Origin of the sequence: Streptomyces sp. NPDC058335 (assembly GCF_042723915.1) — a bacterium.
Lineage (GTDB): Bacteria > Actinomycetota > Actinomycetes > Streptomycetales > Streptomycetaceae > Streptomyces.
This window is the reverse complement of record NZ_JBHXHX010000005.1, coordinates 292,152-315,150: the sequence shown is the minus strand read 5'-3', so window position 1 is coordinate 315,150 and position 22,999 is coordinate 292,152. Positions and strand designations below refer to the sequence as shown.

Sequence of the window (22,999 nt, the reverse complement as noted above, 5' to 3'; positions counted from 1 at the left end):
GATGCTGGAGGGTGCGCGCGAGCGCCGGGTGCGGACCGGCGGTATCGAGCTGTGCGTCGCCGAACTGGGGGACCCCGGGTCACCGACGGTCGTCCTGGTGCACGGCTATCCGGACAGCAAGGAGGTGTGGTCCGAGGTCGCGTCCCGGCTGGCCGTCCGGTTCCACGTCGTCCTGTACGACGTCCGGGGCCATGGCCGTTCGACCGCGCCGCAGCCGCTGCGGGGCGGATTCACCCTGGAGAAGCTGACGGACGACTTCCTCGCGGTCGCGGACGCGGTCAGCCCCGGCCGCCCGGTGCATCTCGTCGGGCACGACTGGGGATCGGTGCAGTCCTGGGAGTTCGTCACGGTCGAGCGCACCAAGGGCAGGATCGCGTCCTTCACGTCGATGTCCGGCCCGTCCCTCGACCACTTCGGTCACTGGATCAACAAGCGCCTCACCCGGCCCACTCCGCGTCGCATCGGCCAACTCCTCGGCCAGGGCGCGAAGTCCTGGTACGTGTACCTGCTCCACACCCCCGTGCTGCCCGAACTCGCCTGGCGCGGCCCCCTCGGCAAGCGCTGGCCCGGCATCCTGCGGCGGCTGGAGAAGGTGCCCGGCGGCGACTACCCCACGTCCTCGCTGGCCTGCGACGCGGCCCACGGGGCATGGCTGTACCGCGACAACGTACGGCCCCGGCTGCGCCGTCCGCGCCCGAACGCCCACGCACACGCCCCCGTGCAGCTCATCACGCCCTTGGGGGACGCGTTCCTGTCGGAGCAGCTCTACGACGACCTGGAGCTGTGGGCTCCGCGTCTGACGCGTCGGACGATCGCGGCGAAGCACTGGGTGCCGCGCACCCGGCCCGATCAGCTGGCTTCCTGGATCACCGAGTTCGTGAACTCCGTGGAGAGCGAAGAGGGAATGGACGGGGAGAGTGACGCGGAGACGGCCGGCACTGAGCCGAACCCCAAGCCGGCCGGTCCGTACGCAGAGCGGTTCGGTGGCCAGTTGGTGCTGGTCACCGGGGCGGGCAGTGGCATCGGACGGGCGACGGCGTTCGCGTTCGCCGAAGCGGGCGCGCGCGTGATCGCCGTCGACCGGGACGCCGAAAGCGCGTCCCGCACCGCTGCGTTGGCCCGTGCCATCGGCGCCGCGAATGCCTGGGCGGAGACGGTGGACGTCTCCGACGAGCAGGCGATGGACAAGCTCGCGGCGAAGGTCCTTGCCGAACACGGCGTGGTGGACGTACTGGTGAACAATGCGGGCATAGGGCTGTCGGGTTCGTTCCTGGACACCACGCCGGAGGACTGGCGCAAGGTCTTGGACGTCAACCTGTGGGGCGTGATCCATGGTTGCCGCCTCTTCGGCCGCCAGATGGCGGACCGCGGCCAGGGCGGCCACATCGTCAACACCGCTTCCGCTGCCGCCTTCCAGCCGTCCAAGTCGCTGCCTGCCTACAGCGCGTCCAAGGCCGCCGTGCTGATGCTGAGCGAGTGCCTGCGCGCCGAACTGGCCGGTCGCGACATCGGTGTTACGGCGGTCTGCCCCGGCCTGGTGAACACGAGCATCACCTCCACGGCCACGTTCGTCGGTGTTGACGCCGAGGAGGAGCGACGTCGTCAGAGGCGCTCCGCGCGCATGTACGAGCTGCGCAACTACCCGCCCGAGAAGGTCGCGAGCGCGATTCTGCGCGCCGTCGCCCGGAACGAGGCGGTGGTCCCGGTCACGCCTGAGGCAAGGGTTTCGCATGCCCTGTCCCGCTTCGCGCCCGGTATGTTGAGGCGACTCGCGCGTGTGGAGCCGCGGCTGTAGGGCTGTTGTCGTTCGACGGTGGTGCGGGCGCCGAAGTGGGCGTCCTCACAGCCCTCTTCGACGGCTGGACCTCAAGTTGCCCACCATCAGCGTGCCTTGACGAACTGCTGGGAAATGGCGGGTCGTTGTCCACAGAATTCCCAATCCCCCTGTGGATAAATGCTGTTGGTTGTGGATCAAACATCGGGCACAAAACTCGATGCGTGATCCCCGTCTCGCCCGTCATGCTGATCGGATGGACGAAAGACGCACCGTGAAGGTGTCGAAGTACCTCTCCAAGCATCTGCGCCACCAGCCGGAGCGCATCGGCCTCACGCTCGACGAGGCCGGCTGGGTCGAGATCGAGACGCTCATCGCGGCAGCCGCGGCCCACGGATTCCCCTTCACCCGGGACGAACTGGACCACGTCGTCGCCGCGAACGACAAGAAGCGCTTCGCGGTCGAGGGCACACGCATCCGCGCCAGCCAGGGCCACAGCATCGGCGTGGACCTCGGCCTTCCGCAGGCGACGCCGCCGCCGTACCTCTACCACGGGACCGTGGCACAGCACCTGGACGCGATCCGGGACGAGGGGCTGCGGCCCATGAACCGGCATGACGTGCACCTCTCCGCCGACCGGGAGACCGCGACCCGGGTCGGCGCCCGCCGAGGGCGGCCGGTGGTGCTCTCGGTGGACGCGGGGGCCATGCACCGCGACGGCCACGTCTTCCAGGTGAGCGCCAACGGAGTGTGGCTGACGAAGGCGGTACCGCCGCGGTACCTGCGCTTTCCCGCGCCACACTGACTTCTACCGGCCGAGCACCGCCGTGGCCGCCGTCACCGCGCGGTCCGTGGCCGGACCGGCGCGTACGGTCACCGTTTCACGTGAAACACGGTCGGCCGCATACGCTCGATGACATGAGTCTGCGACTGAGCACCGTGATCCTCCCGTACCTCCGCTGGCACGAAGGCGGCCGTTCGGCCTGGACACGCGCCGAGCAGCTCGGCTTCCACACCGGGTACACCTACGACCACCTGTCCTGGCGCACCTTCCGCGACGGCCCCTGGTTCGGCGCGATCCCTACGCTCACCGCCGCCGCGACCGCCACCGAGCGACTTCGCCTGGGCACCCTGGTGACCTCGCCGAACTTCCGGCACCCGGTGAACCTCGCCAAGGAGCTGATCTCCCTGGACGACATCTCCGGCGGCCGGATCACCCTCGGGATCGGCGCGGGCGGCACAGGCTTCGACGCCACCGCCCTCGGCCAGGATCCGTGGACCCCGCGTGAGCGGGCCGATCGCTTCGCCGAGTTCGTGCCGCTCCTGGACCGGCTGCTCACCGAGGACTCGGTGTCCTACGAGGGCGACTTCTACTCGGCGCACGAGGCGCGCAACATCCCCGGCTGCGTCCAGCGTCCCCGGCTGCCCTTCGCCGTCGCCGCGACCGGCCCGCGCGGCCTGAAGCTCGCCGCGCGCCACGGCCAGGCCTGGGTGACCACCGGCGACCCCAAGCTGTTCCAGAACGGCACCCCCGAGCAGTCGGTCGAGGCCATCCGCCGCCAGGTCGAGAAGCTCACGGACGCCTGTGTGGCGCTCGGACGGGACGTGCACACCCTGGACAAGGTCCTGCTCACCGGGTTCACGCCGGACCGCGGCCGGCCGCTGGAGTCCCTCGACGCCTTCGTGGACTTCGCGGGCCGTCACCAGGAGCTGGGTTTCACGGAGATCGTCATCCACTGGCCCATCCCGGACTCCGACTTCGCTGCGGACCAGAAGGTCTTCGAGCAGATCGCCATGGAGGCCCCGGCGCAGCTGCGCTGACCTCGGCCACGGACGCTGCGCCGACCTGTGACATCACCGGTCACAACTCATCTGTGCGGACTCCCGCACGACCGTGCGGACCGATACGGGAGAATGACCGGGTGACCTCAGCGACTCGACAGCCCGAGACCCCGGCCGCCACCACCCCGCCGCGGTTGATCGCCACCGACCTCGACGGGACCCTGCTGCGCGACGACAAGTCGGTGTCCCCGCGTACCGTCACGGCCCTCGCCGCCGCCGAGAAGGCGGGCATCGAGGTCTTCTTCGTCACCGGCCGCCCCGCCCGCTGGATGGACGTCGTCAGCGACCACGTCCACGGGCACGGCCTGGCGATCTGCGGCAACGGCGCCGCCGTGGTCGACCTGCACGGCGGTCCCGGCTCCCACCGGTTCGTGAAGGTGCGCGAACTGGCCCGGGACAACGCGCTGGACGCCGTACGGCTGCTGCGCGAGGCGGCGCCCGGGACCGTGTACGCGGTCGAGCAGACGTACGGCTTCTACCAGGAGCCGGAGTATCCCAAGATGCACATGGAGGTCCCCGACTCCCTCGCATCCGCCGAGCGGCTGCTGGCGCCGGACGCCCCGGGGGCCGGTGAGCCGGTGCTGAAGATCCTCGCGTTCCATCCCACGCTCGACCCCGACGCCTTCCTCATCCTGGCGCGGCTGGCCATCGGCGACCGCGCCAATGTCACCCGTTCCAGCCCCAGCGCGCTGCTGGAGATCAGCGGCCCCGGTGTCTCCAAGGCCAGCACTCTCGCCCTGTGCTGCGCGGAGCGGGGCATCTCGCACGAGGAGGTCGTCGCGTTCGGGGACATGCCGAACGACGTCGAGATGCTCACCTGGGCGGGCCGTTCGTACGCCATGGGCAACGCGCACCCTGATGTGATCGCCGCGGCCTCCGGGCAGACGGTCGCCAACAACGACGACGGGGTCGCCGTCGTCATCGAGCGGCTGGTCACCGAGCGGCTCCGGGCCTCCGACTGAGCCAGGTCTACCCGACGGGCGCCCCGCGCGCCGCCAGCCACGGCACCGGGTCGACCGCCGACCCCATCTCCGGGGTGACCCGCACCTCGAAGTGCAGGTGCGGGCCGGTCGAGTTGCCACTGGTGCCCGACTGCCCGATCCACTGCCCCGCCCTCACGCTCTCGCCCTGGTCGACGGCGACGGACGCCAGATGGGCGTACTGCGTGTAGTAGCCGTCGGCGTGCCGGAGCACGATCTCGATGCCGAAGGCGCCGCCGCACGACACCCGCACCACACGGCCCGCGCCGACCGCCTTCACCGGCGTGCCGATCGGTACCGCGAAGTCCTGACCCGTATGCCGACCGGCCCAGCGGGCGCCGCCGCTGCCGAAACCCGCGGACAGGGTGTAGCCGTCGACCGGTGCGGCCCACTTCCGCGCGTCACTCTTCGGTGGCCGGTCGAGCCGCTCGGCACCTCGGCAGGCACCCGCGGCGACCGATGCGTCCGCCTGCCCCTGCAACTGCCACCGCGCCTGTTCCAGCTTCTGCTCGATGCCCTTCTTCAGCACGGCCAGTTCGGCGGTACGCCGCTCCAGCGCCTGCCGGGCGGCCGCCGCTCTCGCCTCGTCGGCGGCCAGCCGGGTCTCGGCCCGCCGGCTCTTGCCGATCGCGTTGCCCACCGCCAGCTTCGTCCGTGAAAGGACGTGCTGACCTCGCATCAGCTCGACGGGGCTGCTCGACAGGACGAGCTGCGCGGCGACGGGCAGCCCGCCGCTGCCGCGGTACTGGGCGCGCGCGATGCGGCCCAGGTCCTCACGCAGCACCGTGATCTCCTGCCGTTCACGGTCGAGGAGTTGCTCCAGCCGCTGTGCTTTCTCCCGTTGCGCCTCGGCTTCGACGCGCCCCGCCTCGTACTGCTGGGTGGCCACGGCCGCCTCCTCGTACAACCGCGCCACCTGCGCGCTGAGCCCGGAGCCGGGCCCGCCGCCCGCACCGTCACCGCCCGGCTCGCCGTCGGCGGTCGTGGGCCGCATCACCAGCACCGCGGCCGCACACAGCAGGACCGGAACCAGCAGTGCGCGACGGCAATGTGAGGGCATGTCAGCGATCCTGTCCCGGCCACCCCCTCCCGGTCCTGTTCTGGTCCTACGCCTGGGGGACCAACAACCCCGAATGGCCGAACGCGGACCGTGCCGGGCGTTCGCTCAGAACGGGAGCCCAGGGCCGCCGCACCGACCGGGGGAAAGGTCGCGCTTCACCGCACCCCCACCAGCAGCTCGGCCGCCTCCTCACGCTCGACCATCTCGCGCAGCGGTCCCTCCCCCACGGCCAACTCCGCGTAGGCGCCGCGCTGCACGACCCGGCCCTCGTCGAGGACGACCACCTCGTCCACCGCGTCGAGCCCGGCGAGCCGGTGGGTGATGAGGAGCGTCGTACGGCCTTCGGTGGCGGCCAGCAGGTCCGCGGTGAGCGCGTCGGCGGTCGGCAGGTCGAGATGCTCGGCGGGCTCGTCGAGCACCAGGACGGGAAAGTCGGCCAGGAGCGCGCGGGCGAGGGCGAGGCGCTGGCGCTGCCCGCCGGACAGCCGGGCGCCGTGCTCGCCGACGAGCGTGTCGAGCCCGTCAGGCAGTCCGTCGGCCCACTCCAGCAGCCGGGCGCGGGTCAGCGCATCACGCAGGTCGTCCTCGGTCGCCTCCTTGTTCGCCAGCAGCAGGTTCTCGCGGACCGAACTGTCGAAGAGGTGCGCGTCCTGCGCGCACAGCCCGACCAGCCGCCGTACGTCGTCCCCCTCCAGGGCGTACGCGTCCACCCCGCCGAGCGTGTACGAACCCGCACCGGAGTCCAGGAACCGAAGCAGCACCTGCGCGAGCGTCGTCTTGCCCGAACCGGAGGTCCCCACGACGGCGATCCTGCGGCCCTGCTCCACGGTGAGGTCGACACCGGCGAGCGCGTCCCGGCCCTGTCCCGCGTACCGGGCGGACAACCCCTTGAGGACGAGGGGGAAGGGCGACATGGGTGCCTGGCGAGGCCGCTCGGGCTCGCGCACCGGCTCGGGGGAGTCCAGGACCTCGTACACGCGCTCCGCGCTTCTGCGCACGCGCTGGCGGTACTGGACGGCGAGCGGCAGGCCGAGGACGGCCTCGAAGGCGGCGAGCGGGGTGAGGACGACCACGGCCATGGTCACTCCGCTCAGCCGTCCCGCGTCGACGGCCTGCGCACCCACGAGGGCGGCGGCGGCCACCGTCAGTCCCGAGACGAGCGCCGTCAGCCCTCCGCCGAGCGCGGTGGCGGTAGCGGCGCGCGAGGCGATCCGGGTGAGCACGGAGTCCGCCTCCCGGACCGCGGCCGTACGGGCGTGCAGGGCGCCCGCGACCGTCAGTTCGGCGGTGCCGGTGAGCAGGTCGGCGGCGCGGGTGGCGAGTACCCCTCGTGCGGGGGCGAGTCGGCGTTCGGCCCGGCGGGCCACGGCGCCGGTGACCAGTGGGACGCCCGCACCGGCCGCGAGCAGCCCCACGGCGAGGACGGCGCCCGCCTCGGGGAGCAGCCACGCCGTGAACGCGACGGACCCCGCGGAGACGGCGACGGCGGACGCGGCGGGCAGCAGCCAGCGCAGCCAGTAGTCCTGGAGGGCGTCCACGTCGGCGACGAGCCGCGTCAGCAGGTCGCCCCGGCGGGTGCTGCGCAGCCCGGCAGGCGCGAGCCGCTCCAGCCGTCGGTACACGGCGACCCGGGTGTCGGCGAGCATCCGCAGTACGGCGTCGTGCGACACGAGCCGCTCGGCGTACCGGAACACGGCCCGTCCGATGCCGAAGGCCCGGGTCGCGGTCACTGCCACCATCAGATAGAGCACCGGGGGCTGTTGCGACGCACGTGAAATGAGCCAGCCGGAGGTGGCCATGAGGCCGACGGCGCTGCCGAGAGCGAGGCTGCCGAGGAGCAGCGCGAGACCGAGGCGTCCACGCCGGGCACCGGCCATGCCTCGTACCCGGGTGAGGACCCCGCCCCCGGACGGGGCGGTTCGCGTCTCCCGCACGGCGTCCACGTCTTGGCCTTCGGCCTCGATCCCGGAACGCTGCGGTGTGGCCGCCGGGAGTCCGTGTGCCTCCGCTCGTACCACCGTGTCCGCGGCTTCCAGCCGCACCACACGGTCCGCCACCGCCAGCAGCGCCGGGCGATGTACCACCAGCAGGACCGTCCGACCGGCCGCCAGCCGTCGTACCGCGGTCACGACCTCCGCCTCGGTCTCCCCGTCGAGCGCGGCCGTCGGCTCGTCCAGCAGCAGCACGGGCCGGTCGGCGAGGAACGCCCGCGCCAGCGCGAGCCGCTGACGCTGACCGGCGGACAGCCCGGCCCCGTCCTCGCCGAGCACCGTCCCAGCACCCGCCGGCAGCGCGTCCACGAACTCCAGGGCCCCCGCGTCACCGAGCGCCCCGCGTACGGCGGCGTCGTCGGCGTCGGGACGCGCCAGCCGTACGTTGTCGGCGATCGTGCCGGCGTAGAGGTGCGGGTGCTGCGGCACCCAGGCGATCCGGGAACGCCACTGCTCCAGGTCGATGTCCGCGAGGTCGGCCCCCCCGACGCTCACCCGGCCCTCGGCCGGCCGGACGAAGCCCAGGAGGGCGTTCAGCAGGGTGGACTTGCCGACGCCGCTCGGGCCGACGAGTGCCACCGTCTCCCCGGGGGCAACGGTGAAGGACACGTCCGAGACGGCGTCGTCGGAGCGTCCGGGGTAGCGGACCGTCACACTCTCGAAGGCCACACCGCCCGTCGGCGCCGCGCCCGTGCCGGACACCGGCAGCGGCGTCTCCAGGACGTCGAAGATCTCCTCGGCCGCGGCCAGCCCCTCGGCTGCCGCGTGGAACTGCGCCCCGACCTGCCGCAACGGGAGATAGGCCTCGGGCGCGAGCACGAGGATGACCAGGCCCGTGTACAGGTCCATCTCACCGTGCACGAGCCGCATGCCGATCGTCACGGCGACCAGGGCCACCGAGAGGGTCGCCAGCAGCTCCAGCGCGAACGACGAGATGAAGGCGATCCGCAGCGTCCGCATGGTCGCCTGCCGGTACTCGCCGGTGATGCGTCGGATCGACTCGGCCTGCGCCTTGGCCCGCCCGAACACCTTGAGCGTGGGCAGTCCCGCGACGACGTCCAGGAAGTGACCGGACAGCTGGGACAGCAACCGCCACTGACGGTCCATCCGCGACTGCGTGGCCCAGCCGATCAGCACCATGAAGACAGGGATCAGCGGCAGGGTGCCGACGATGATCGCGGCGGACACCCAGTCCTCGGTCACGATCCGCGCCAGCACCGCCACCGGCACGACCACCGCGAGTCCCAGCTGCGGCAGATAGCGCGAGAAGTAGTCGTCGAGGGCGTCAACACCCCGGGTCGCGAGCGCGATCAGTGAACCGGTCCGCTGCCCGCTCAGCCACCCGGGACCGAGCCGGGCCGCCCGCTCCAGCAAGCGGCCCCGCAACTCCGACTTCACTGCCGCGCTTGCCCGGTGCGCGGACAATTCCGTGAGCCAGGCGACCAGCGCGCGGCCGATCGCCACAGCCACCAGGAGCAGCAGGGGCGTGCGGAGTTCCGCGACCGGCCTACCCTGCTCGAAGGCACCGACCACCACCTCGGCGATGAGCATCGCCTGAGCGATCACCAGCACTGCTCCGACGGCTCCCAGACCGACGACCGCCACGAGAAAGCGGCGGGTGGCGCGGGCGTATCGGAGGAGACGCGGGTCGATCGGTTTCACGTGAAACACACCCTCTTCTCAAGGGGCATGTTTCACGTGAAACATGCCCCAGCTCGACTCAGTGCGCGGGCTCAGCGAGGTGCTGCGTACCGATCCGCTTACGGAAGACCCAGTAGGTCCACCCCTGGTAGACCATGACGACCGGCGTGGCGATCGCCGCGCACCAGGTCATGATCTTCAGGGTGTACGGGCTCGACGAGGCGTTGGTCACCGTGAGGTTCCAGTCCGCGTTGAGCGAGGACGGCATGACATTCGGGAAGAGCGTCAGGAAGAGCATCGTGACGGCGGCCACGATGGTGAGGCCTGAGAGGGCGAACGACCAGCCCTCACGCCCCGCCTGGTTCGCCACCAGCGCCGCGACGAGGGCGGCGACGGCCACGACCAGGGCGACGAGGCTCTTGCCGTCACCGCTGTCGATCTGCGTCCACAGCAGGAAGACCAGCGAGGCCATGGCGGTCAGCAGACCGACCTTGGTCGCCAGCTTCCGCGCCCGTTCCCGGATGTCGCCGACGGTCTTGAGGGCCGTGAACACCGCACCGTGGAAGGTGAACAGCGTCAGGGTGACCAGACCGCCGAGCAGTGCGTACGGGTTGAGCAGGTCTCCGACGGTGCCGACGTACTCGAAGTCCTGGTCGATCTTCACGCCGTGCACGATGTTGCCGAAGGCCACACCCCACAGGAACGCGGGGAGGAGCGAGGTCCAGAAGATCGCGTGCTCCCAGTTGCGCTGCCAGTTCTCCTCGGGCCGCTTGGCCCGGTACTCGAAGGCGACACCCCGCACGATGAGGCAGACCAGGATGAGCAGCAGGGGCAGATAGAAGCCGGAGAAGAGCGTGGCGTACCACTCCGGGAAGGCGGCGAAGGTGGCGCCGCCCGCCGAGAGCAGCCATACCTCGTTGCCGTCCCAAACGGGTCCGATGGTGTTGATGAGCACCCGCCGCTCGGGCCGGTCGCGGGCGAGCAGCTTGGTGAGGATGCCGACCCCGAAGTCGAAGCCCTCCAGGAAGAAGTAGCCGATCCACAGGACGGCGATGAGGACGAACCAGACGTCGTGCAGTTCCATGACTGTGCAGCTCCCTCGGGCCTAGTAGGAGAAGGCCATCGGCTTGTCGGCGTCACGGGAGTCGCCGCCGATCTTCGTGGGCGGGTTGAGGTCGGCCTCGGTCAGCTCGGGCGGGCCGGCCTTCACGTACTTCACGAGCAGCTTGACCTCGACGACGGCGAGGATGGCGTACAGCACCGTGAAGGTGATCATCGAGGTGAGGATCTCGGCCTGGGAGACGCCGGGGGAGACCGCATCCCGCGTCTGCATGACGCCGTACACGACCCAGGGCTGGCGGCCCATCTCGGTGAAGATCCAGCCCCAGGAGTTGGCGATCAGCGGGAACGCCATGGTCCACAGCGCCAGCAGCCAGTACAGCCGGGTGAGCCTCGAGCCGAGGGGCTTCTTCAGCAGGACCAGACGCGGTACCTCGTCCTCCCCGGTCCGCAGGGCGGCCGGCAGGAGGAACCTCCTGCGCGTGAGCCACAGCCCGACCAGACCGAGGGAGAACGACGCCATGCCGAAGCCGATCATCCAGCGGAAGCCCCAGTAGGCGACGGGGACGATGGGCTTGTAGTCACCCGGGCCGAACTTCTGCTGGAGTGCCTCATTGGTGTCGTTGATGCCGGGCACGTACGACTCGAAGTCGCTGTGTGCCAGGAAGGACAGCAGGCCGGGGATCTCCAGGGCGACCTTGTTGTGACCCTTGTCGACGTCCCCGTAGGCGAACACCGAGAAGGGCGCCGGCTCCTCGCCGTCCCACAGCGCCTCGGCCGCGGCCATCTTCATCGGCTGCTGCTCGTACATGACCTTGCCGAGGGTGTCGCCGCTGACCGCGGTGAGCAGCCCGCCGACCGCCAGGGTGACCAGGCCGAGCCGCAGCGAGGTCCGCATCTCCGGGATGTGCTTCTTGCGCATCAGGTGGAAGGCGGCGATGCCCACCAGGAAGGCGCCACCCGTCAGGAAGGCCGCCGAGAAGCTGTGGAAGACCTGGTTGAGAGCGGTGTTCTGGGTGAGGACGCGCCAGAAGTCGGTGAGTTCGGCGCGCCCCTTCGCCTCGTTGATGCGGTAGCCGACGGGGTGCTGCATCCAGGAGTTGGCCGCGAGGATGAAGTACGCCGACAGCAGCGTGCCGATCGAGACCATCCATATGCAGGCCAGGTGGACCTTCTTGGGCAGCTTGTCCCAGCCGAAGATCCAGAGCCCTATGAAGGTCGACTCGAAGAAGAAGGCGATGAGGGCCTCGAAGGCCAGCGGTGCGCCGAAGACGTCGCCGACGAAGCGGGAGTAGTCCGACCAGTTCATGCCGAACTGGAACTCCTGCACGATGCCGGTGACGACACCCATCGCGATATTGATCAGGAAGAGCTTGCCCCAGAACTTCGTCGCCCTGAGGTACTTCTCCTTCTCTGTGCGCACCCATGCGGTCTGGAGTCCGGCGGTCAGCGCGGCCAGCGAGATCGTCAGGGGAACGAACAGGAAGTGGTAGACGGTCGTGATGCCGAACTGCCAGCGCGCCAGGGTCTCCGGCGCCAAAGCCAGGTCCACGTCACCGCTCCTTACTCAACCGCTTGTGAAAGCGTTCACATTCACAAGCAATTATGGCGCACGGATTTTCGATGCGTGAAGGGGGTCCCCCTTACCTTGGGGAACCCCCTCGCGGCATCGAGCCGACGACGCCATGTCATAGGAGCTGACCTGCGGAAACCGCCCTCACCCTTGCGGACCGGGTGACCCATGTCTCACCCGCTACAGCTCCTTGCGGAACCCCTCCGCCACCTTCAGGAAGATGTCGTTGGCCTCGTTCTCCCCGATCGTCACCCGCACACCCTCCCCCGGGAACGGCCGGATCACGACGCCCGCCTGCTCGCACGCCGCCGCGAAGGAGACCGTCTGCTCGCCCAGCCTCAGCCACACGAAGTTGGCCTGCGTCTCCGGCACCGTCCAGCCCTGGGCGCGCAGCCCCTCGACCACCCGGTTGCGCTCACAGACCAGGGAACCGACCCGGCCGAGCAGCTCGTCCTCGGCCCGGAGCGAGGCGATCGCCGCCTCCTGGGCGATCTGGCTCACCCCGAACGGCACCGCCGTCTTGCGCAGCGCCGCCGCCACAGGCTCATGGGCGATCGCGAAGCCGACCCGCAGCCCGGCGAGCCCGTACGCCTTGGAGAAGGTCCGCAGGACACAGACGTTCGGCCGCTCCCGGTACAGCCCGACTCCGTCCGGCACCTCGGCGTCGCGGATGAACTCCCGGTAGGCCTCGTCGAGCACGACCAGGACATCGCCGGGCACCCGGTCCAGGAACCGCTCCAGCTCGGCCCGCCGCACCACGGTGCCCGTGGGGTTGTTGGGGTTGCAGACGAAGATCAGCCGGGTCCGCTCGGTGATCGCGTCGGCCATCGCGTCCAGGTCGTGCACATCACCGGGCGTCAGCGGCACCTGCACCGCGGTCGCGCCGCTGATCTGCGTGATGATCGGGTACGCCTCGAAGGACCGCCACGCGTAGATGACCTCGTCGCCCGGTCCAGCCGTCGACTGGACCAGCTGTTGGGCGACGCCGACCGAGCCGGTGCCCGTGGCGATGTGCGAGGCCGGCACGCCGAAGCGTTCGGACAACTCCTCCACCAGGCCCGAGCACGCCAGGTCCGGGTAGCGGTTGAAGGACCCGGCAAGGGCCGTGACGCGCTCCAGCACGCCCGGCAGCGGCGGATAGGGGTTCTCGTTGGAGGACAGCTTGTAGGCCACGGGACCACCCGTCGCGGCCGGCTTGCCCGGCTTGTAGGTGGGGATTCCCTCCAGCTCGGCGCGCAGCTTGGGGCTCGTCTCGCTCACCGCAGTCCTCCTCGTGACCACCACCGGCTTCAATACTGCTCACCTTATGAGGATTCGGCGCGCCTGCGTACAGCTGAGAACGGACCTCCGCTCACGAAACCCGGGCGGGGTCGGCCACGTCACACCCACATCAGCGGCATCACCGTATGAAGGCGGACGAAGGCGTACACGTTGGGGGCGCGCCGTACATATATCTATGCGCCGGTGGCTCGCGCCGTGGCGCGCATCCCTCGTGCAGGTGAGTTGAGACCTCTTCGAAACATCGGTGCCTTGGCAGGCTCATCCGTGCCCACACGCCACGTCCTGGCATGGAATAGTCCAACTACCTTGCTTTCCCATGCACTTGGCCCCCTCTGACCATGCAGAAACGTGCCTGTCAATGTGTGCATATGCGTCCGCCCTACCCCACCGGATGAGCCCTACTATCGGCTCGCCATGACAGCAGCAGGGAAGCACCAGGTGAGCCGCGCGGAAACCTCACGCCGAGGCAGCCGGCCGGGCCGGGCGGGCATCAGGGACGTGGCCGCCGCCGCCGGAGTGTCCATCACGACCGTCTCCGATGCCCTCAACGGCAAGGGCAGGCTCCCGGACGCCACCCGACGCCATGTCCGCGAGGTCGCCGACCGACTGGGCTATCGCCCCTCGGCAGCGGCCCGAACGCTCCGTACCGGCAAGTCGGGCCTCATCGGTCTGACCGTGACCACGTACGGGGATGAACCTTTCACCTTCACCGAGTTCGCGTACTTCGCCGAGATGGCGCGGGCCGCCACGTCCGCCGCGCTCGCCCGCGGCTACGCCCTCGTCATCCTCCCCGCGACCTCGCGCCACGACGTGTGGTCGAACGTCGCCCTGGACGGCACGGTCGTCATCGACCCCTCCGACCAGGATCCGGTGGTCGGTGAACTCGTCCGGCAGGGCTTACCGGTCGTCTCCGACGGCCGCCCGGCCGGGCCGCTCCCGGTCACGGCGTGGGTGGACAACGACCACGAAGCAGCCGTCCTCGACATCCTCGACCATCTCGCCGACGCCGGTGCCCGCCGCATCGGTCTCCTCACCGGCACCACCACCGACACCTACACCCACCTGTCGACCAGCGCGTATCTGCACTGGTGCGAGCGCGTCGGCCAGGACCCGGTCTACGAGTCCTACCCCGCCCACGATCCGTGTGCGGGCGCCGTCGCCGCCGACCGGCTGCTCGCCCGGCCCGACCGGCCGGACGCCGTCTACGGCCTGTTCGACCCCAACGGCACCGACCTCCTCGCCGCCGCCCGCCGCTACGGCCTGCGCGTCCCGGAGGACCTGCTGCTGGTGTGCTGCAGCGAGTCCACCGTGTACGCCAACACCGAGCCACCCATCACCACGCTGTCGCTGAAGCCCCGGCGCATCGGCACCGCGGTGGTCCAGCTCCTCATCGACGCGATCGAAGGCGTCGAGTCGGACCGGCCGGTCGAGCAGGTGATACCGACGGAACTGATCGTGCGTACCTCGTCCCAGCGACGTTCGCCACGCACGACGGTCAGCCCACCGCGGGTGCCGGAGGAGAAGTAGGAGGGGGCGGCCGGCCTGGGGCGCGGCTGCTTCCCGTCCGGCTTCGGGCCCGACCACGGGGCGGATGACCTGGTTCCGGTTCCGGGTCGTCCGACCGCAGGGAACGGCGCCGCTGGGGCTCCGTCGGTCGGGCGGCCGCGGAGGCAGGGGGTGGGCGGTCGCCGAGGCGCCCATCGGAGGGACCCGGCCCCGACGATCGCGGACGGCTGCTCCGGCTCGAGAAGCCCGAAGTCCAGCCCGAGTCGGCCGAAGCCGGTCGGCATGAGCCGGGTGGAGTTGACCGGCGCCACCCGAGGCGCGGCCCGACGATGATCGCCGCAGGCCCCACACCCCGGCCGCGCCCCTCGCCACAACACGCCCGCAAATTCCCCGCCGACGGCGGAACATGCGGAGGCCGCGGGTGTAAGCACGGTGAGCAGTGGGTGAGCGAGTACTGCCGAAGCCCGGCCCAATCGGGGCGAAAGCCGCGGTGAACAGGAGCCTTGCTCTGATTCACCACCCCTGGGTCGTCACACGGCACGATCCGCATTCCTATGATGGGCGCACGGCACCGCGGACCGTTGCGACCAGGCAGTCCGAAGCGGTGCAGATGCGGCGCGATGGTGGAGGGGTCTGATGACTCAGGGGGCCGGTCAGGGACCCGAGGTGGAGCGTACGGCGACCGTGCGCGACTTCCGGGTGCCCGCATACGTCCACGAGACCGGTCCGTACGCCCACAGCGCGCACCCCGGTAACGCGGCACCGCCCCTCGAGGACCCCCTCGAACCCCCGGACGGCTACACGCCCACCCAGCGGGATCTGCCCGTCATCAACCGGGGCGACACCCTTCAGGTGCCCGTCGACCCGGCCGTCGCCCAGGCCCCGCAGGCCGCGACCGGCCCCGGTGCGCTGTTCGTCGTGGGCGACGTGCACGGCTATCTGGACGAGCTGATCGCCGCGCTCCAGGAGAAGGGCCTGATCGACGCGGCCGGCAACTGGTGCGCGGGCACCGCCCGGCTGTGGTTCCTCGGCGACTTCACCGACCGCGGCCCGGACGGCATCGGCGTGATCGACCTCGTGATGCGCCTGTCCGCCGAGGCCGCGGCGGCCGGCGGCTACTGCAAGGCCCTCATGGGCAACCACGAGCTGCTCCTGCTCGGCGCCAAGCGGTTCGGCGACACCCCCGTCAACTCCGGCGCGGGCACCGCCACCTTCCAGGCGGCCTGGCTGCTCAACGGAGGACAGAAGTCCGACATGGACCGCCTCCAGGACCACCACCTCCAGTGGATGGCCCGCCTGGACGCCGTGGAGGAGGTCGACGGCCATCTGCTCGTGCACTCCGACACCACCGCCTACCTCGACTACGGCGACTCGATCGAGGCGGTCAACGACACCGTCCACGAGACGATCACCCGTAATGACGCGGACGAAGTGTGGGATCTGTTCCGCAAGTTCACCAAGCGCTTCTCCTTCCGCGACGAGGGCGGCGCCGATGCCGTCCGCTCCCTGCTCGATACGTACGGCGGCACCCGCATCGTTCACGGCCACAGCCCGATTCCGTATCTGCTGGGCGATGTCGGTTCCGAGGACGACGAGGACTCGGCCGGTCCGGTGGTCGAAGGGCCGCACGTCTACGCCGACGGGCTGGCCATCGCGATGGACGGCGGCGTGACGATGGCCGGAAAGCTGCTGGTCCAGCAACTGCCACTGCCCATCTGACCGTTCCGGGGTCCGTCGCCGGCCGCGCCGGGCCCGCCCGACGGCGCTACGGCCCAGGGGCCAATTTCAGCAAACCCCCTGTTACCTCATGCCGTCGCCGCTCTACCATCGGTTCATCCGTAGCAGGCTCCCCTCCGTTTCTGCCCGACGGCTCGTTGGCATGCGAGCCCCAAGCCCTACGGAGCATCGGGGGATGCACATGAACAGCGTTCCGCAGCACCTGCACAGCGAGGACCGCCAGGAGTACGAGCGGATCCTCGACGAGGCGCTGCGCTCCGCACCACACCACCCGGAACTGGCCGCTGTGGGACAGCGGCTCAACCCCGAACAACTGCGCACCATGGCGCTCAACGCCTCCGCGCTCATCACGGCGTCCGCGGCGACCGAGTACCAGCACTATGTGAAGGTCCGTGGGGAACTGCGCCATCCGGCGCCGTCCACCCCGTCCTCGGCCGGTCATGAGTCCGGCGGCGCCGGTGAGCCGGGCGTGGGCGGGATGGGCCTCGCCGCCACCATGGGGGAGGCCGCCGAGGCCGCCGGAGCGGGCGCCGTCGCCATCGCCGCCGTCCTCACCCCGGTCCTCGCCGGAACCGCCGCGGTGATCTTCCTGCTCGTCGGTTACATCCTGCGGATGCTCGACCCCGAGCCGGCGTTCGCCAGGACGATGCTCACCACCGGATGGACGTTCGGGGCCGTGGCCGCGGCCGCGATCCTCGTCGCCACCGTCGGCCTCCTGCTCACCGCCCTGCGCAACCGTCCCTCCCTGGAGGCCGGCCCGTACAGCGAACTGAGCGAGGAGGTGGGCCGCGCGAGGGAGGCCTGGCGGGAAGCCCTGCTGGAGCGGGGCATCCTGCCGTTCCTCCGCGAGGCCCTCGCCCACCCCGGCACGAGCGCCGCGCTCGACCCCGCACCGGCCCCTCCGGCACCCACCGGCCGCCTGCCGAAGATCGGCTACGACCGTCCGGGCTTCAGCAGCCCCGACGAAGGAAACTCGGCCGGCTCCCGCCCCAGCTACAGCAGCCCGGACTACACCAGCCCGGACTTCGGCGGGCCGGAACACCAGCCGGAATAGGCCCTCGGCTTGCGCCCCCGCCCAGGGGAGCGCAAGCCGTAGGCCGGGCCGACGGAACGAGGGCCAGGGCGTCAGCCGGCCTGCCGGTCAGAGGATGCCCGCCTGCCCCGCGGCCGTGAGCCAACTCGGGAACTCGGACAGGAGACGGTCGTAGAGCTCCTGGTCCGGGACCGTGCGGATGTCGTCGACGGCGAAGAAGCCGACGTTGTCCACACGTCGGCCGGGCAGTGCGTCGAACCGCTCCAGCACGCCGTAGTTCGAGCGGCCGAGCCCGACGAACTGCCAGAAGATCGGCTCCGCCGCCGCCGCGCGCAGCTCCTTCTCGATCGCGGCGTCGCGGTAGACGCCTCCGTCGGAGAAGAACAGCACCAGCGTCGGGGCGGCCGCCGGATTCGCCCGAACATAGTCTCTGACCTGGGCGATCACCTTCTGTTCCTCGTTCTGGATGCCGACCGAGCGCATGTCGACCTGGCCCGGTTGCAGTCCCTTCCGCGGCTTCTTGCTCCGCCTGAACAGGCTGATCTCCCCCACCCGCACATGCAGCCGCAGCCACTCGGGGAGTTCGCCCAGGCGCAGGTCCGGCAGCCGGGCAGGGTCGGAGGCGAACGTCCAGGCCTGCATCTCACCGTCGTCATCAAGCTCTGCCGCCACAGCGGCCATCCGCTCGACCACGTCGGCCACCACCCCGCCGGAGTACAGGAACGACATGGACCCCGACGCGTCGAGCACGAGCACCACCCGCGCACTGACCCCCGCGGCACCGCGCTTCCGCAGACTGACCGCGACCTGCTCCTTCCGCAGGGACAGCCGCTTGCGCATATCGACCGGAAGCTGCTCCTCCCCCTTGGTCAGCCGGCCCCCGGCAGACGGCGCGGATACGGCGGCGGAGGCGGCCGGAGCCGACGGAGGCACGGGCGGGGGCGGGGGCGGCGTGCGTACGGCCGATGCCGCGTGGTCGGCTGCCGGCCCAGCGGGCTCCTCATCGACGCTGATCCCGAAATCGGTGGCCAGCCCCGCGAGCCCGGAGGCATACCCCTGCCCGACCGCGCGGAACTTCCACTGCCCCTCCCGCAGGTACAACTCACCTCCGATGAACGCCGTCTCCGTCTCTCCCCGCATCTCGAACCGCGCCAGCTCCGCCAGGCTCCCGGCATCGAGCAACCTGAGCGTCAGGCCGGCCACCTGCCCGAAGGTGCCGCCGTCGGCGGACGCGCACAGCGCCACACGCGCGACGGCACTCTCCAGCGAACGCAGGTCCACCTCGACCGTGTCGGCAGTGACACCGGCGGCGCTCCGCCTGCCCAGATGGGTGACTGCGCCGGAAGCGTGCCGCGGCTGGTTGTAGAAGACGAGGTCCGCGTCGTCACGCACCCTTCCGGCGGCGGTCAGCAGCAGAGCCGACACATCCACGTCCTGCCCGCCGGCCCGCTCGGACCAACTGATCTCGACGCGCACGGACGGCACATCGACCGGCAGATTGGCGCCCTTGCTCATGGATCGCGCTGTCATGCACCCAGTCTGCCGACCTCTGCGCCAGAAGCACCGCCCCAGGACGATTCCCTGCGCGTCAGTCCGCGATCGGCAGATACACCCGATTGCCCGCGGCCGCGAACTCCTTGGACTTCTGCGCCATTCCTTCCTCGACCTCCGCCCGACTGCCGCCGTGCTCACGGCGGATGTCGTGAGAGATCTTCATCGAGCAGAACTTCGGTCCGCACATCGAGCAGAAGTGAGCCGTCTTGGCCGGCTCCGCCGGGAGTGTCTCGTCGTGGAACTCCCGGGCGGTGTCCGGGTCGAGGGCCAGGTTGAACTGGTCCTCCCAGCGGAACTCGAAGCGGGCGTCGGACAGCGCGTCGTCCCACTCCTGCGCACCGGGGTGTCCCTTGGCGAGATCGGCCGCGTGGGCGGCGATCTTGTAGGTGATGACACCGGTCTTGACGTCGTCACGATTGGGCAGGCCCAGGTGCTCCTTGGGCGTGACGTAGCAGAGCATGGCCGTGCCCCACCAGGCGATCATCGCCGCACCGATGCCGGAGGTGATGTGGTCGTACGCCGGGGCGACGTCGGTCGTCAGCGGGCCGAGCGTATAGAAGGGAGCTTCATCGCAGATCTCCTGCTGAAGGTCGATGTTCTCCTTGATCTTGTGCATCGGGACATGTCCCGGGCCTTCGATCATCGTCTGAACATGGAAACGCTTCGCGATCCGGTTGAGTTCCCCGAGCGTGCGCAACTCCGCGAACTGCGCCTCGTCGTTGGCGTCCGCGATCGAACCGGGCCGCAGACCGTCGCCCAACGAGTACGTGACGTCGTAGGCCGCGAGGATCTCACAGAGTTCCTCGAAGTTCTCGTAGAGGAACGACTCCTTGTGGTGGGCCAGACACCACGCGGCCATGATCGACCCGCCTCGGGAGACGATGCCGGTCTTGCGGTTGGCCGTCAGCGGGACGTACGGCAGGCGCACCCCCGCGTGGACGGTCATGTAGTCCACGCCCTGCTCGGCCTGCTCGATCACCGTGTCCTTGTAGATCTCCCAGGTCAGCTCCTCGGCCCGGCCGTCGACCTTCTCCAACGCCTGGTAGAGCGGCACCGTGCCGATGGGGACGGGGGAGTTGCGCAGCACCCACTCGCGGGTGGTGTGGATGTTGCGGCCGGTGGACAGGTCCATGACCGTGTCGGCGCCCCAACGGGTCGCCCACGTCATCTTCTCGACCTCCTCCTCGATGGAGGAGGTCACCGCCGAGTTGCCGATGTTGGCGTTGACCTTCACCAGGAATCGCTTGCCGATGATCATCGGCTCGATCTCCGGGTGGTTGACGTTGGCCGGCAGCACCGCACGTCCGGCCGCGATCTCCTCGCGTACGACCTCGGGCTCCACGTTCTCCCGGATGGCCACGTACTCCATCTCCGGCGTGATCTCGCCCCGGCGGGCGTACGCGAGTTGGGTGACCGCCTGACCGTCACGGCCCCGGCGTGGCAGGCGCGGCCGTCCGGGGAAGACCGCGTCGAGGTTGCGCAGCCCGCCGCGCGGGGAGGTGTGCTTGATCCCGTCGTCCTCCGGGCGGACGGGGCGGCCCGCGTACTCCTCTGTGTCACCGCGGGCGATGACCCAGTTCTCCCGCAGAGGCGGCAGCCCTCTGCGGACATCCGTCTCGACGAGCGGATCGGTGTACGGGCCCGAGGTGTCGTACAGCGTGACCGACCGACCGTTGGTGAGATGCACCTGACGGACCGGCACGCGCAGGTCGGAGCGGGTGCCCTCGACATACGCCTTGTGCCATCCGATGGACTTCCCGGCCTCCCCGTCGGCAGAGACCTCGTCGGAGATCTGCGCGGAGGCAGGCGTGCGTGCGTCCTTGTTGGTCATGAGACCTACTCCCTACGCCGGCATTACCCGGTAACAGGTTCAGCGGTCGACGCAGCGGCTTCCGTCTGCCGACGTGTCATGTGAAACATCACTCGGTTGTGGTGACGTTCCACGTGAAACATCGCGAAGACGGAGGTCAGCGCCCTCTCAGCCCGGTGCTCCGAGCTCCCGCGTGTGCAAAGGTGCCTCCACGCTAGCGTCCTTTGTGGCGCGGTGAACAGTGGGCCTCTGTCGTTCTTGCGATGATCGGGCGGTGACCACGACACCCCATCCCCCGTTCCCACCGCCCGAACAGCCCCGCGGGCCGGGTATTCCTCCCGGTGGACGCCCCCGGCAAGGACAGGGGCACGGCCCCGGTGGCGGTTCGGTTCCCCGACCCGGTTCCGGGCCCGTTTCCCGTCCCGAGGACGGCTACAGCTTCGGCCCCGACGGCGGACAGGGCGGCGGCCCCGGCTTTGGTGGCGGACACGGGCACGTGTCCGGCGCCGGAGGGCACGGTGGTCGCGGGCACGGGCCCGGTGGTGGCCACGGCGGCGGCCGTGACGGCGCCGGAAGCACGGGTGGAGGCGGGGGCCACGGGCACGGCCCCGGTCCGGGTGACGGGCACGGCTCGGACGACGGCCACGGCAGCGGGCACGGCTCCGGCGACGGACACAGCGGTGGGCACGGTGGGGAGGGCCCCGGTTCAGGTGGCGGTCACGGGCACAGCCACAGTCACGGTCCGGCCGCCCCCGTCTCCCAACACCTGCGCAAGGTCATCGCGGCCGTTCTCATCCCGTTCGGCGTGGCCGTGCTCGTCGGCATGGTCGTGCTGTGGCCCGGCGGTGCCCCGGCGCACGAGCGCACCGGCGTCGGCTTCGACCGGCAGACGCAGCAGGCGACGGTCTCCAAGGTCGAGAGCATCAGCTGCTCGTCGGCGAACGCCTCGGGCGGCACCCCGACCGGCGACACCTCGACCGCCGAGGGCTCCTCCGCACAGCAACAGGAGGACGGCACCTGCAAGAAGGCCACGATCCGTGTGGACACCGGCTCGGACAAAGGCCGTACGTTCACCGAGATCGTCCAGCCGGACCAGTCACGTCAGTTGCACGAGGGCCAGAAGGTCGTGGTCGCCTACGAGCCCTCCGCGCCGAAGGACCTCCAGTACTCGGTCACCGATGTGAACCGCCGTGTCCCCATGGGCCTGCTCGCCATCATCTTCGCCGTCGCCGTCGTGGTCGTCGGGCGGCTCCGGGGTGTCATGGCGCTGGTCGCGCTGGCCATCAGCTTCATGGTGCTGAACTTCTTCGTCCTGCCCGCGATCCTGCAAGGCTCGAACCCGCTGGCCGTGGCGGTCGTCGGGGCGAGCGCCATCATGCTGATCGCCCTCTATCTGTGTCACGGTCTCTCGGCCCGCACCTCCGTTGCCGTACTGGGCACGCTCATCTCCCTGCTGCTGATCGGCGTCCTCGGCTCCTGGTTCGTCGACTGGGCGGCGCTGACCGGCAATACGGACGACAACACCGGTCTGATCCACGGTCTGTACCCGACGATCGACATGAGCGGTCTGCTCCTGGCCGGCATCATCATCGGTTCGCTCGGTGTCCTCGACGACGTGACGGTCACGCAGACGTCGGCGGTCTGGGAACTCCACGAGGCCAACCCCTCGATGGGCTGGCGAGGGCTGTACCGGGCAGGCATCCGGATCGGCCGCGACCACATCGCGTCCGTGGTCAACACGCTCGTCCTCGCCTATGCCGGCGCCGCACTGCCGCTTCTGCTGCTGTTCTCCATCGCCGAGAGCAGCGTCGGCACGGTCGCCAACAGCGAGCTGGTCGCCGAGGAGATCGTGCGCACACTGGTCGGTTCGATCGGCCTGGTCGCGTCGGTTCCGGTCACCACGGCGCTCGCTGCGCTCGTGGTCTCGGCGGACCGGCCGGGAACCGGCGCGCTCCCCGAGACGGCCCCGGCGACGCCGGGTGCCACATCGGCCGGTACGGCGGGCCCCGCCCCGCAGGGCTCTCGGGGCGGCAAGGGCAGGCGGCGCAAGCACTGACGCGGGCGGGCGTTCGAAGGGAGCCACGGGTACAGACTCCCTTCGAACGCCCCGCCCCCGCAGAAGCGTTCCTTCATCCTTGCGCCGCCAGCCCCCCGCCAG

At 70.3% G+C, this 22,999-nt stretch carries 15 protein-coding genes and 1 riboswitch; of the genes, 8 read left to right on the top strand and 7 right to left on the bottom strand.

Features of this window, described 5'->3' with window-relative positions; translation table 11 throughout:
* Position 1 precedes the first annotated feature (1 nt).
* The 4 genes from ACFWJX_RS11790 to ACFWJX_RS11775 all read left to right on the top strand — a co-directional run bounded on the left by ACFWJX_RS11790 (position 2) and on the right by ACFWJX_RS11775 (position 4,578).
* A complete protein-coding gene (locus ACFWJX_RS11790; RefSeq protein ID WP_383240452.1) occupies positions 2-1,795 on the top strand; it encodes an SDR family oxidoreductase in 1,794 nt (597 codons plus the stop codon).
* A gap of 235 nt (positions 1,796-2,030) precedes the next feature.
* Positions 2,031-2,579, top strand: a complete 549-nt coding sequence (locus tag ACFWJX_RS11785; protein WP_383240449.1) for an RNA 2'-phosphotransferase — start codon at positions 2,031-2,033, stop codon at positions 2,577-2,579.
* A 113-nt stretch (positions 2,580-2,692) separates the two neighbouring features.
* Positions 2,693-3,595: an LLM class flavin-dependent oxidoreductase gene (locus tag ACFWJX_RS11780; RefSeq protein ID WP_383240447.1), complete on the top strand. Its 903-nt coding sequence runs from the start codon at positions 2,693-2,695 to the stop codon at positions 3,593-3,595.
* 101 nt (positions 3,596-3,696) lie between these two features.
* Positions 3,697-4,578, top strand: coding sequence for a Cof-type HAD-IIB family hydrolase (locus ACFWJX_RS11775; RefSeq protein ID WP_383240445.1), 882 nt, complete (start codon positions 3,697-3,699; stop codon positions 4,576-4,578).
* A gap of 7 nt (positions 4,579-4,585) precedes the next feature.
* Here ACFWJX_RS11775 and ACFWJX_RS11770 read toward each other — a convergent pair whose 3' ends face one another.
* The 5 genes from ACFWJX_RS11770 to hisC form a co-directional block, all read right to left on the bottom strand.
* Positions 4,586-5,656, bottom strand: coding sequence for a M23 family metallopeptidase (locus ACFWJX_RS11770; RefSeq protein WP_383240441.1), 1,071 nt, complete (start codon positions 5,654-5,656; stop codon positions 4,586-4,588).
* Positions 5,657-5,811: 155 nt separating this feature from the next.
* Positions 5,812-9,309 (bottom strand): thiol reductant ABC exporter subunit CydD, encoded by a 3,498-nt coding sequence (cydD, locus tag ACFWJX_RS11765; protein WP_383240438.1) that lies wholly within the window; start codon positions 9,307-9,309, stop codon positions 5,812-5,814.
* A 58-nt stretch (positions 9,310-9,367) separates the two neighbouring features.
* On the bottom strand, positions 9,368-10,372 hold the full coding sequence (gene cydB / locus ACFWJX_RS11760) for a cytochrome d ubiquinol oxidase subunit II (RefSeq protein WP_383240435.1): 1,005 nt from the start codon (positions 10,370-10,372) through the stop codon (positions 9,368-9,370).
* 21 nt (positions 10,373-10,393) lie between these two features.
* Positions 10,394-11,899, bottom strand: coding sequence for a cytochrome ubiquinol oxidase subunit I (locus ACFWJX_RS11755; protein ID WP_383240432.1), 1,506 nt, complete (start codon positions 11,897-11,899; stop codon positions 10,394-10,396).
* 201 nt (positions 11,900-12,100) lie between these two features.
* Positions 12,101-13,180, bottom strand: a complete 1,080-nt coding sequence (gene hisC / locus ACFWJX_RS11750; RefSeq protein ID WP_383240429.1) for a histidinol-phosphate transaminase — start codon at positions 13,178-13,180, stop codon at positions 12,101-12,103.
* 435 nt (positions 13,181-13,615) lie between these two features.
* Between hisC and ACFWJX_RS11745 the strand changes: the two genes are divergently transcribed.
* From ACFWJX_RS11745 to ACFWJX_RS11735, 3 genes are all read left to right on the top strand, one after another.
* On the top strand, positions 13,616-14,728 hold the full coding sequence (locus tag ACFWJX_RS11745) for a LacI family DNA-binding transcriptional regulator (protein WP_383240427.1): 1,113 nt from the start codon (positions 13,616-13,618) through the stop codon (positions 14,726-14,728).
* Between the two features lie 615 nt (positions 14,729-15,343).
* Positions 15,344-16,426 (top strand): metallophosphoesterase, encoded by a 1,083-nt coding sequence (locus tag ACFWJX_RS11740; RefSeq protein ID WP_383240424.1) that lies wholly within the window; start codon positions 15,344-15,346, stop codon positions 16,424-16,426.
* A 193-nt stretch (positions 16,427-16,619) separates the two neighbouring features.
* Entirely contained in the window at positions 16,620-17,498 is an 879-nt protein-coding gene (locus tag ACFWJX_RS11735; protein ID WP_383240421.1) for a hypothetical protein, read from the top strand.
* An 87-nt stretch (positions 17,499-17,585) separates the two neighbouring features.
* Here the strand turns inward: ACFWJX_RS11735 and ACFWJX_RS11730 are convergent, their stop codons facing one another.
* Together ACFWJX_RS11730 and thiC are read right to left on the bottom strand one after the other, a co-directional pair.
* Positions 17,586-19,007, bottom strand: coding sequence for a VWA domain-containing protein (locus tag ACFWJX_RS11730; RefSeq protein WP_383240418.1), 1,422 nt, complete (start codon positions 19,005-19,007; stop codon positions 17,586-17,588).
* 58 nt (positions 19,008-19,065) lie between these two features.
* Positions 19,066-20,862, bottom strand: a complete 1,797-nt coding sequence (gene thiC / locus ACFWJX_RS11725; RefSeq protein ID WP_383240415.1) for a phosphomethylpyrimidine synthase ThiC — start codon at positions 20,860-20,862, stop codon at positions 19,066-19,068.
* Positions 20,855-21,044: riboswitch (TPP riboswitch) on the bottom strand. (Overlaps the previous gene by 8 nt.)
* A gap of 293 nt (positions 21,045-21,337) precedes the next feature.
* On the opposite strand from thiC, the gene ACFWJX_RS11720 reads away from it, so the two are divergent.
* Positions 21,338-22,897 (top strand): YibE/F family protein, encoded by a 1,560-nt coding sequence (locus ACFWJX_RS11720; RefSeq protein WP_383240412.1) that lies wholly within the window; start codon positions 21,338-21,340, stop codon positions 22,895-22,897.
* Positions 22,898-22,999 lie beyond the last annotated feature (102 nt).

Excerpts from the sequence above, each read along its gene's own strand:
- ACFWJX_RS11790 (WP_383240452.1), top strand. The coding sequence starts at position 2 with ATGCTGGAGGGTGCGCGCGAGCGCCGGGTGCGGACCGGCGGTATCGAG.
- ACFWJX_RS11745 (WP_383240427.1), top strand. The coding sequence starts at position 13,616 with ATGACAGCAGCAGGGAAGCACCAGGTGAGCCGCGCGGAAACCTCACGC.
- ACFWJX_RS11740 (WP_383240424.1), top strand. The coding sequence starts at position 15,344 with ATGACTCAGGGGGCCGGTCAGGGACCCGAGGTGGAGCGTACGGCGACC.
- ACFWJX_RS11785 (WP_383240449.1), top strand. The coding sequence starts at position 2,031 with ATGGACGAAAGACGCACCGTGAAGGTGTCGAAGTACCTCTCCAAGCAT.
- ACFWJX_RS11730 (WP_383240418.1), bottom strand. The coding sequence starts at position 19,007 with ATGACAGCGCGATCCATGAGCAAGGGCGCCAATCTGCCGGTCGATGTG.
- cydB (WP_383240435.1), bottom strand. The coding sequence starts at position 10,372 with ATGGAACTGCACGACGTCTGGTTCGTCCTCATCGCCGTCCTGTGGATC.
- ACFWJX_RS11735 (WP_383240421.1), top strand. The coding sequence starts at position 16,620 with ATGCACATGAACAGCGTTCCGCAGCACCTGCACAGCGAGGACCGCCAG.
- ACFWJX_RS11770 (WP_383240441.1), bottom strand. The coding sequence starts at position 5,656 with ATGCCCTCACATTGCCGTCGCGCACTGCTGGTTCCGGTCCTGCTGTGT.
- thiC (WP_383240415.1), bottom strand. The coding sequence starts at position 20,862 with ATGACCAACAAGGACGCACGCACGCCTGCCTCCGCGCAGATCTCCGAC.
- ACFWJX_RS11780 (WP_383240447.1), top strand. The coding sequence starts at position 2,693 with ATGAGTCTGCGACTGAGCACCGTGATCCTCCCGTACCTCCGCTGGCAC.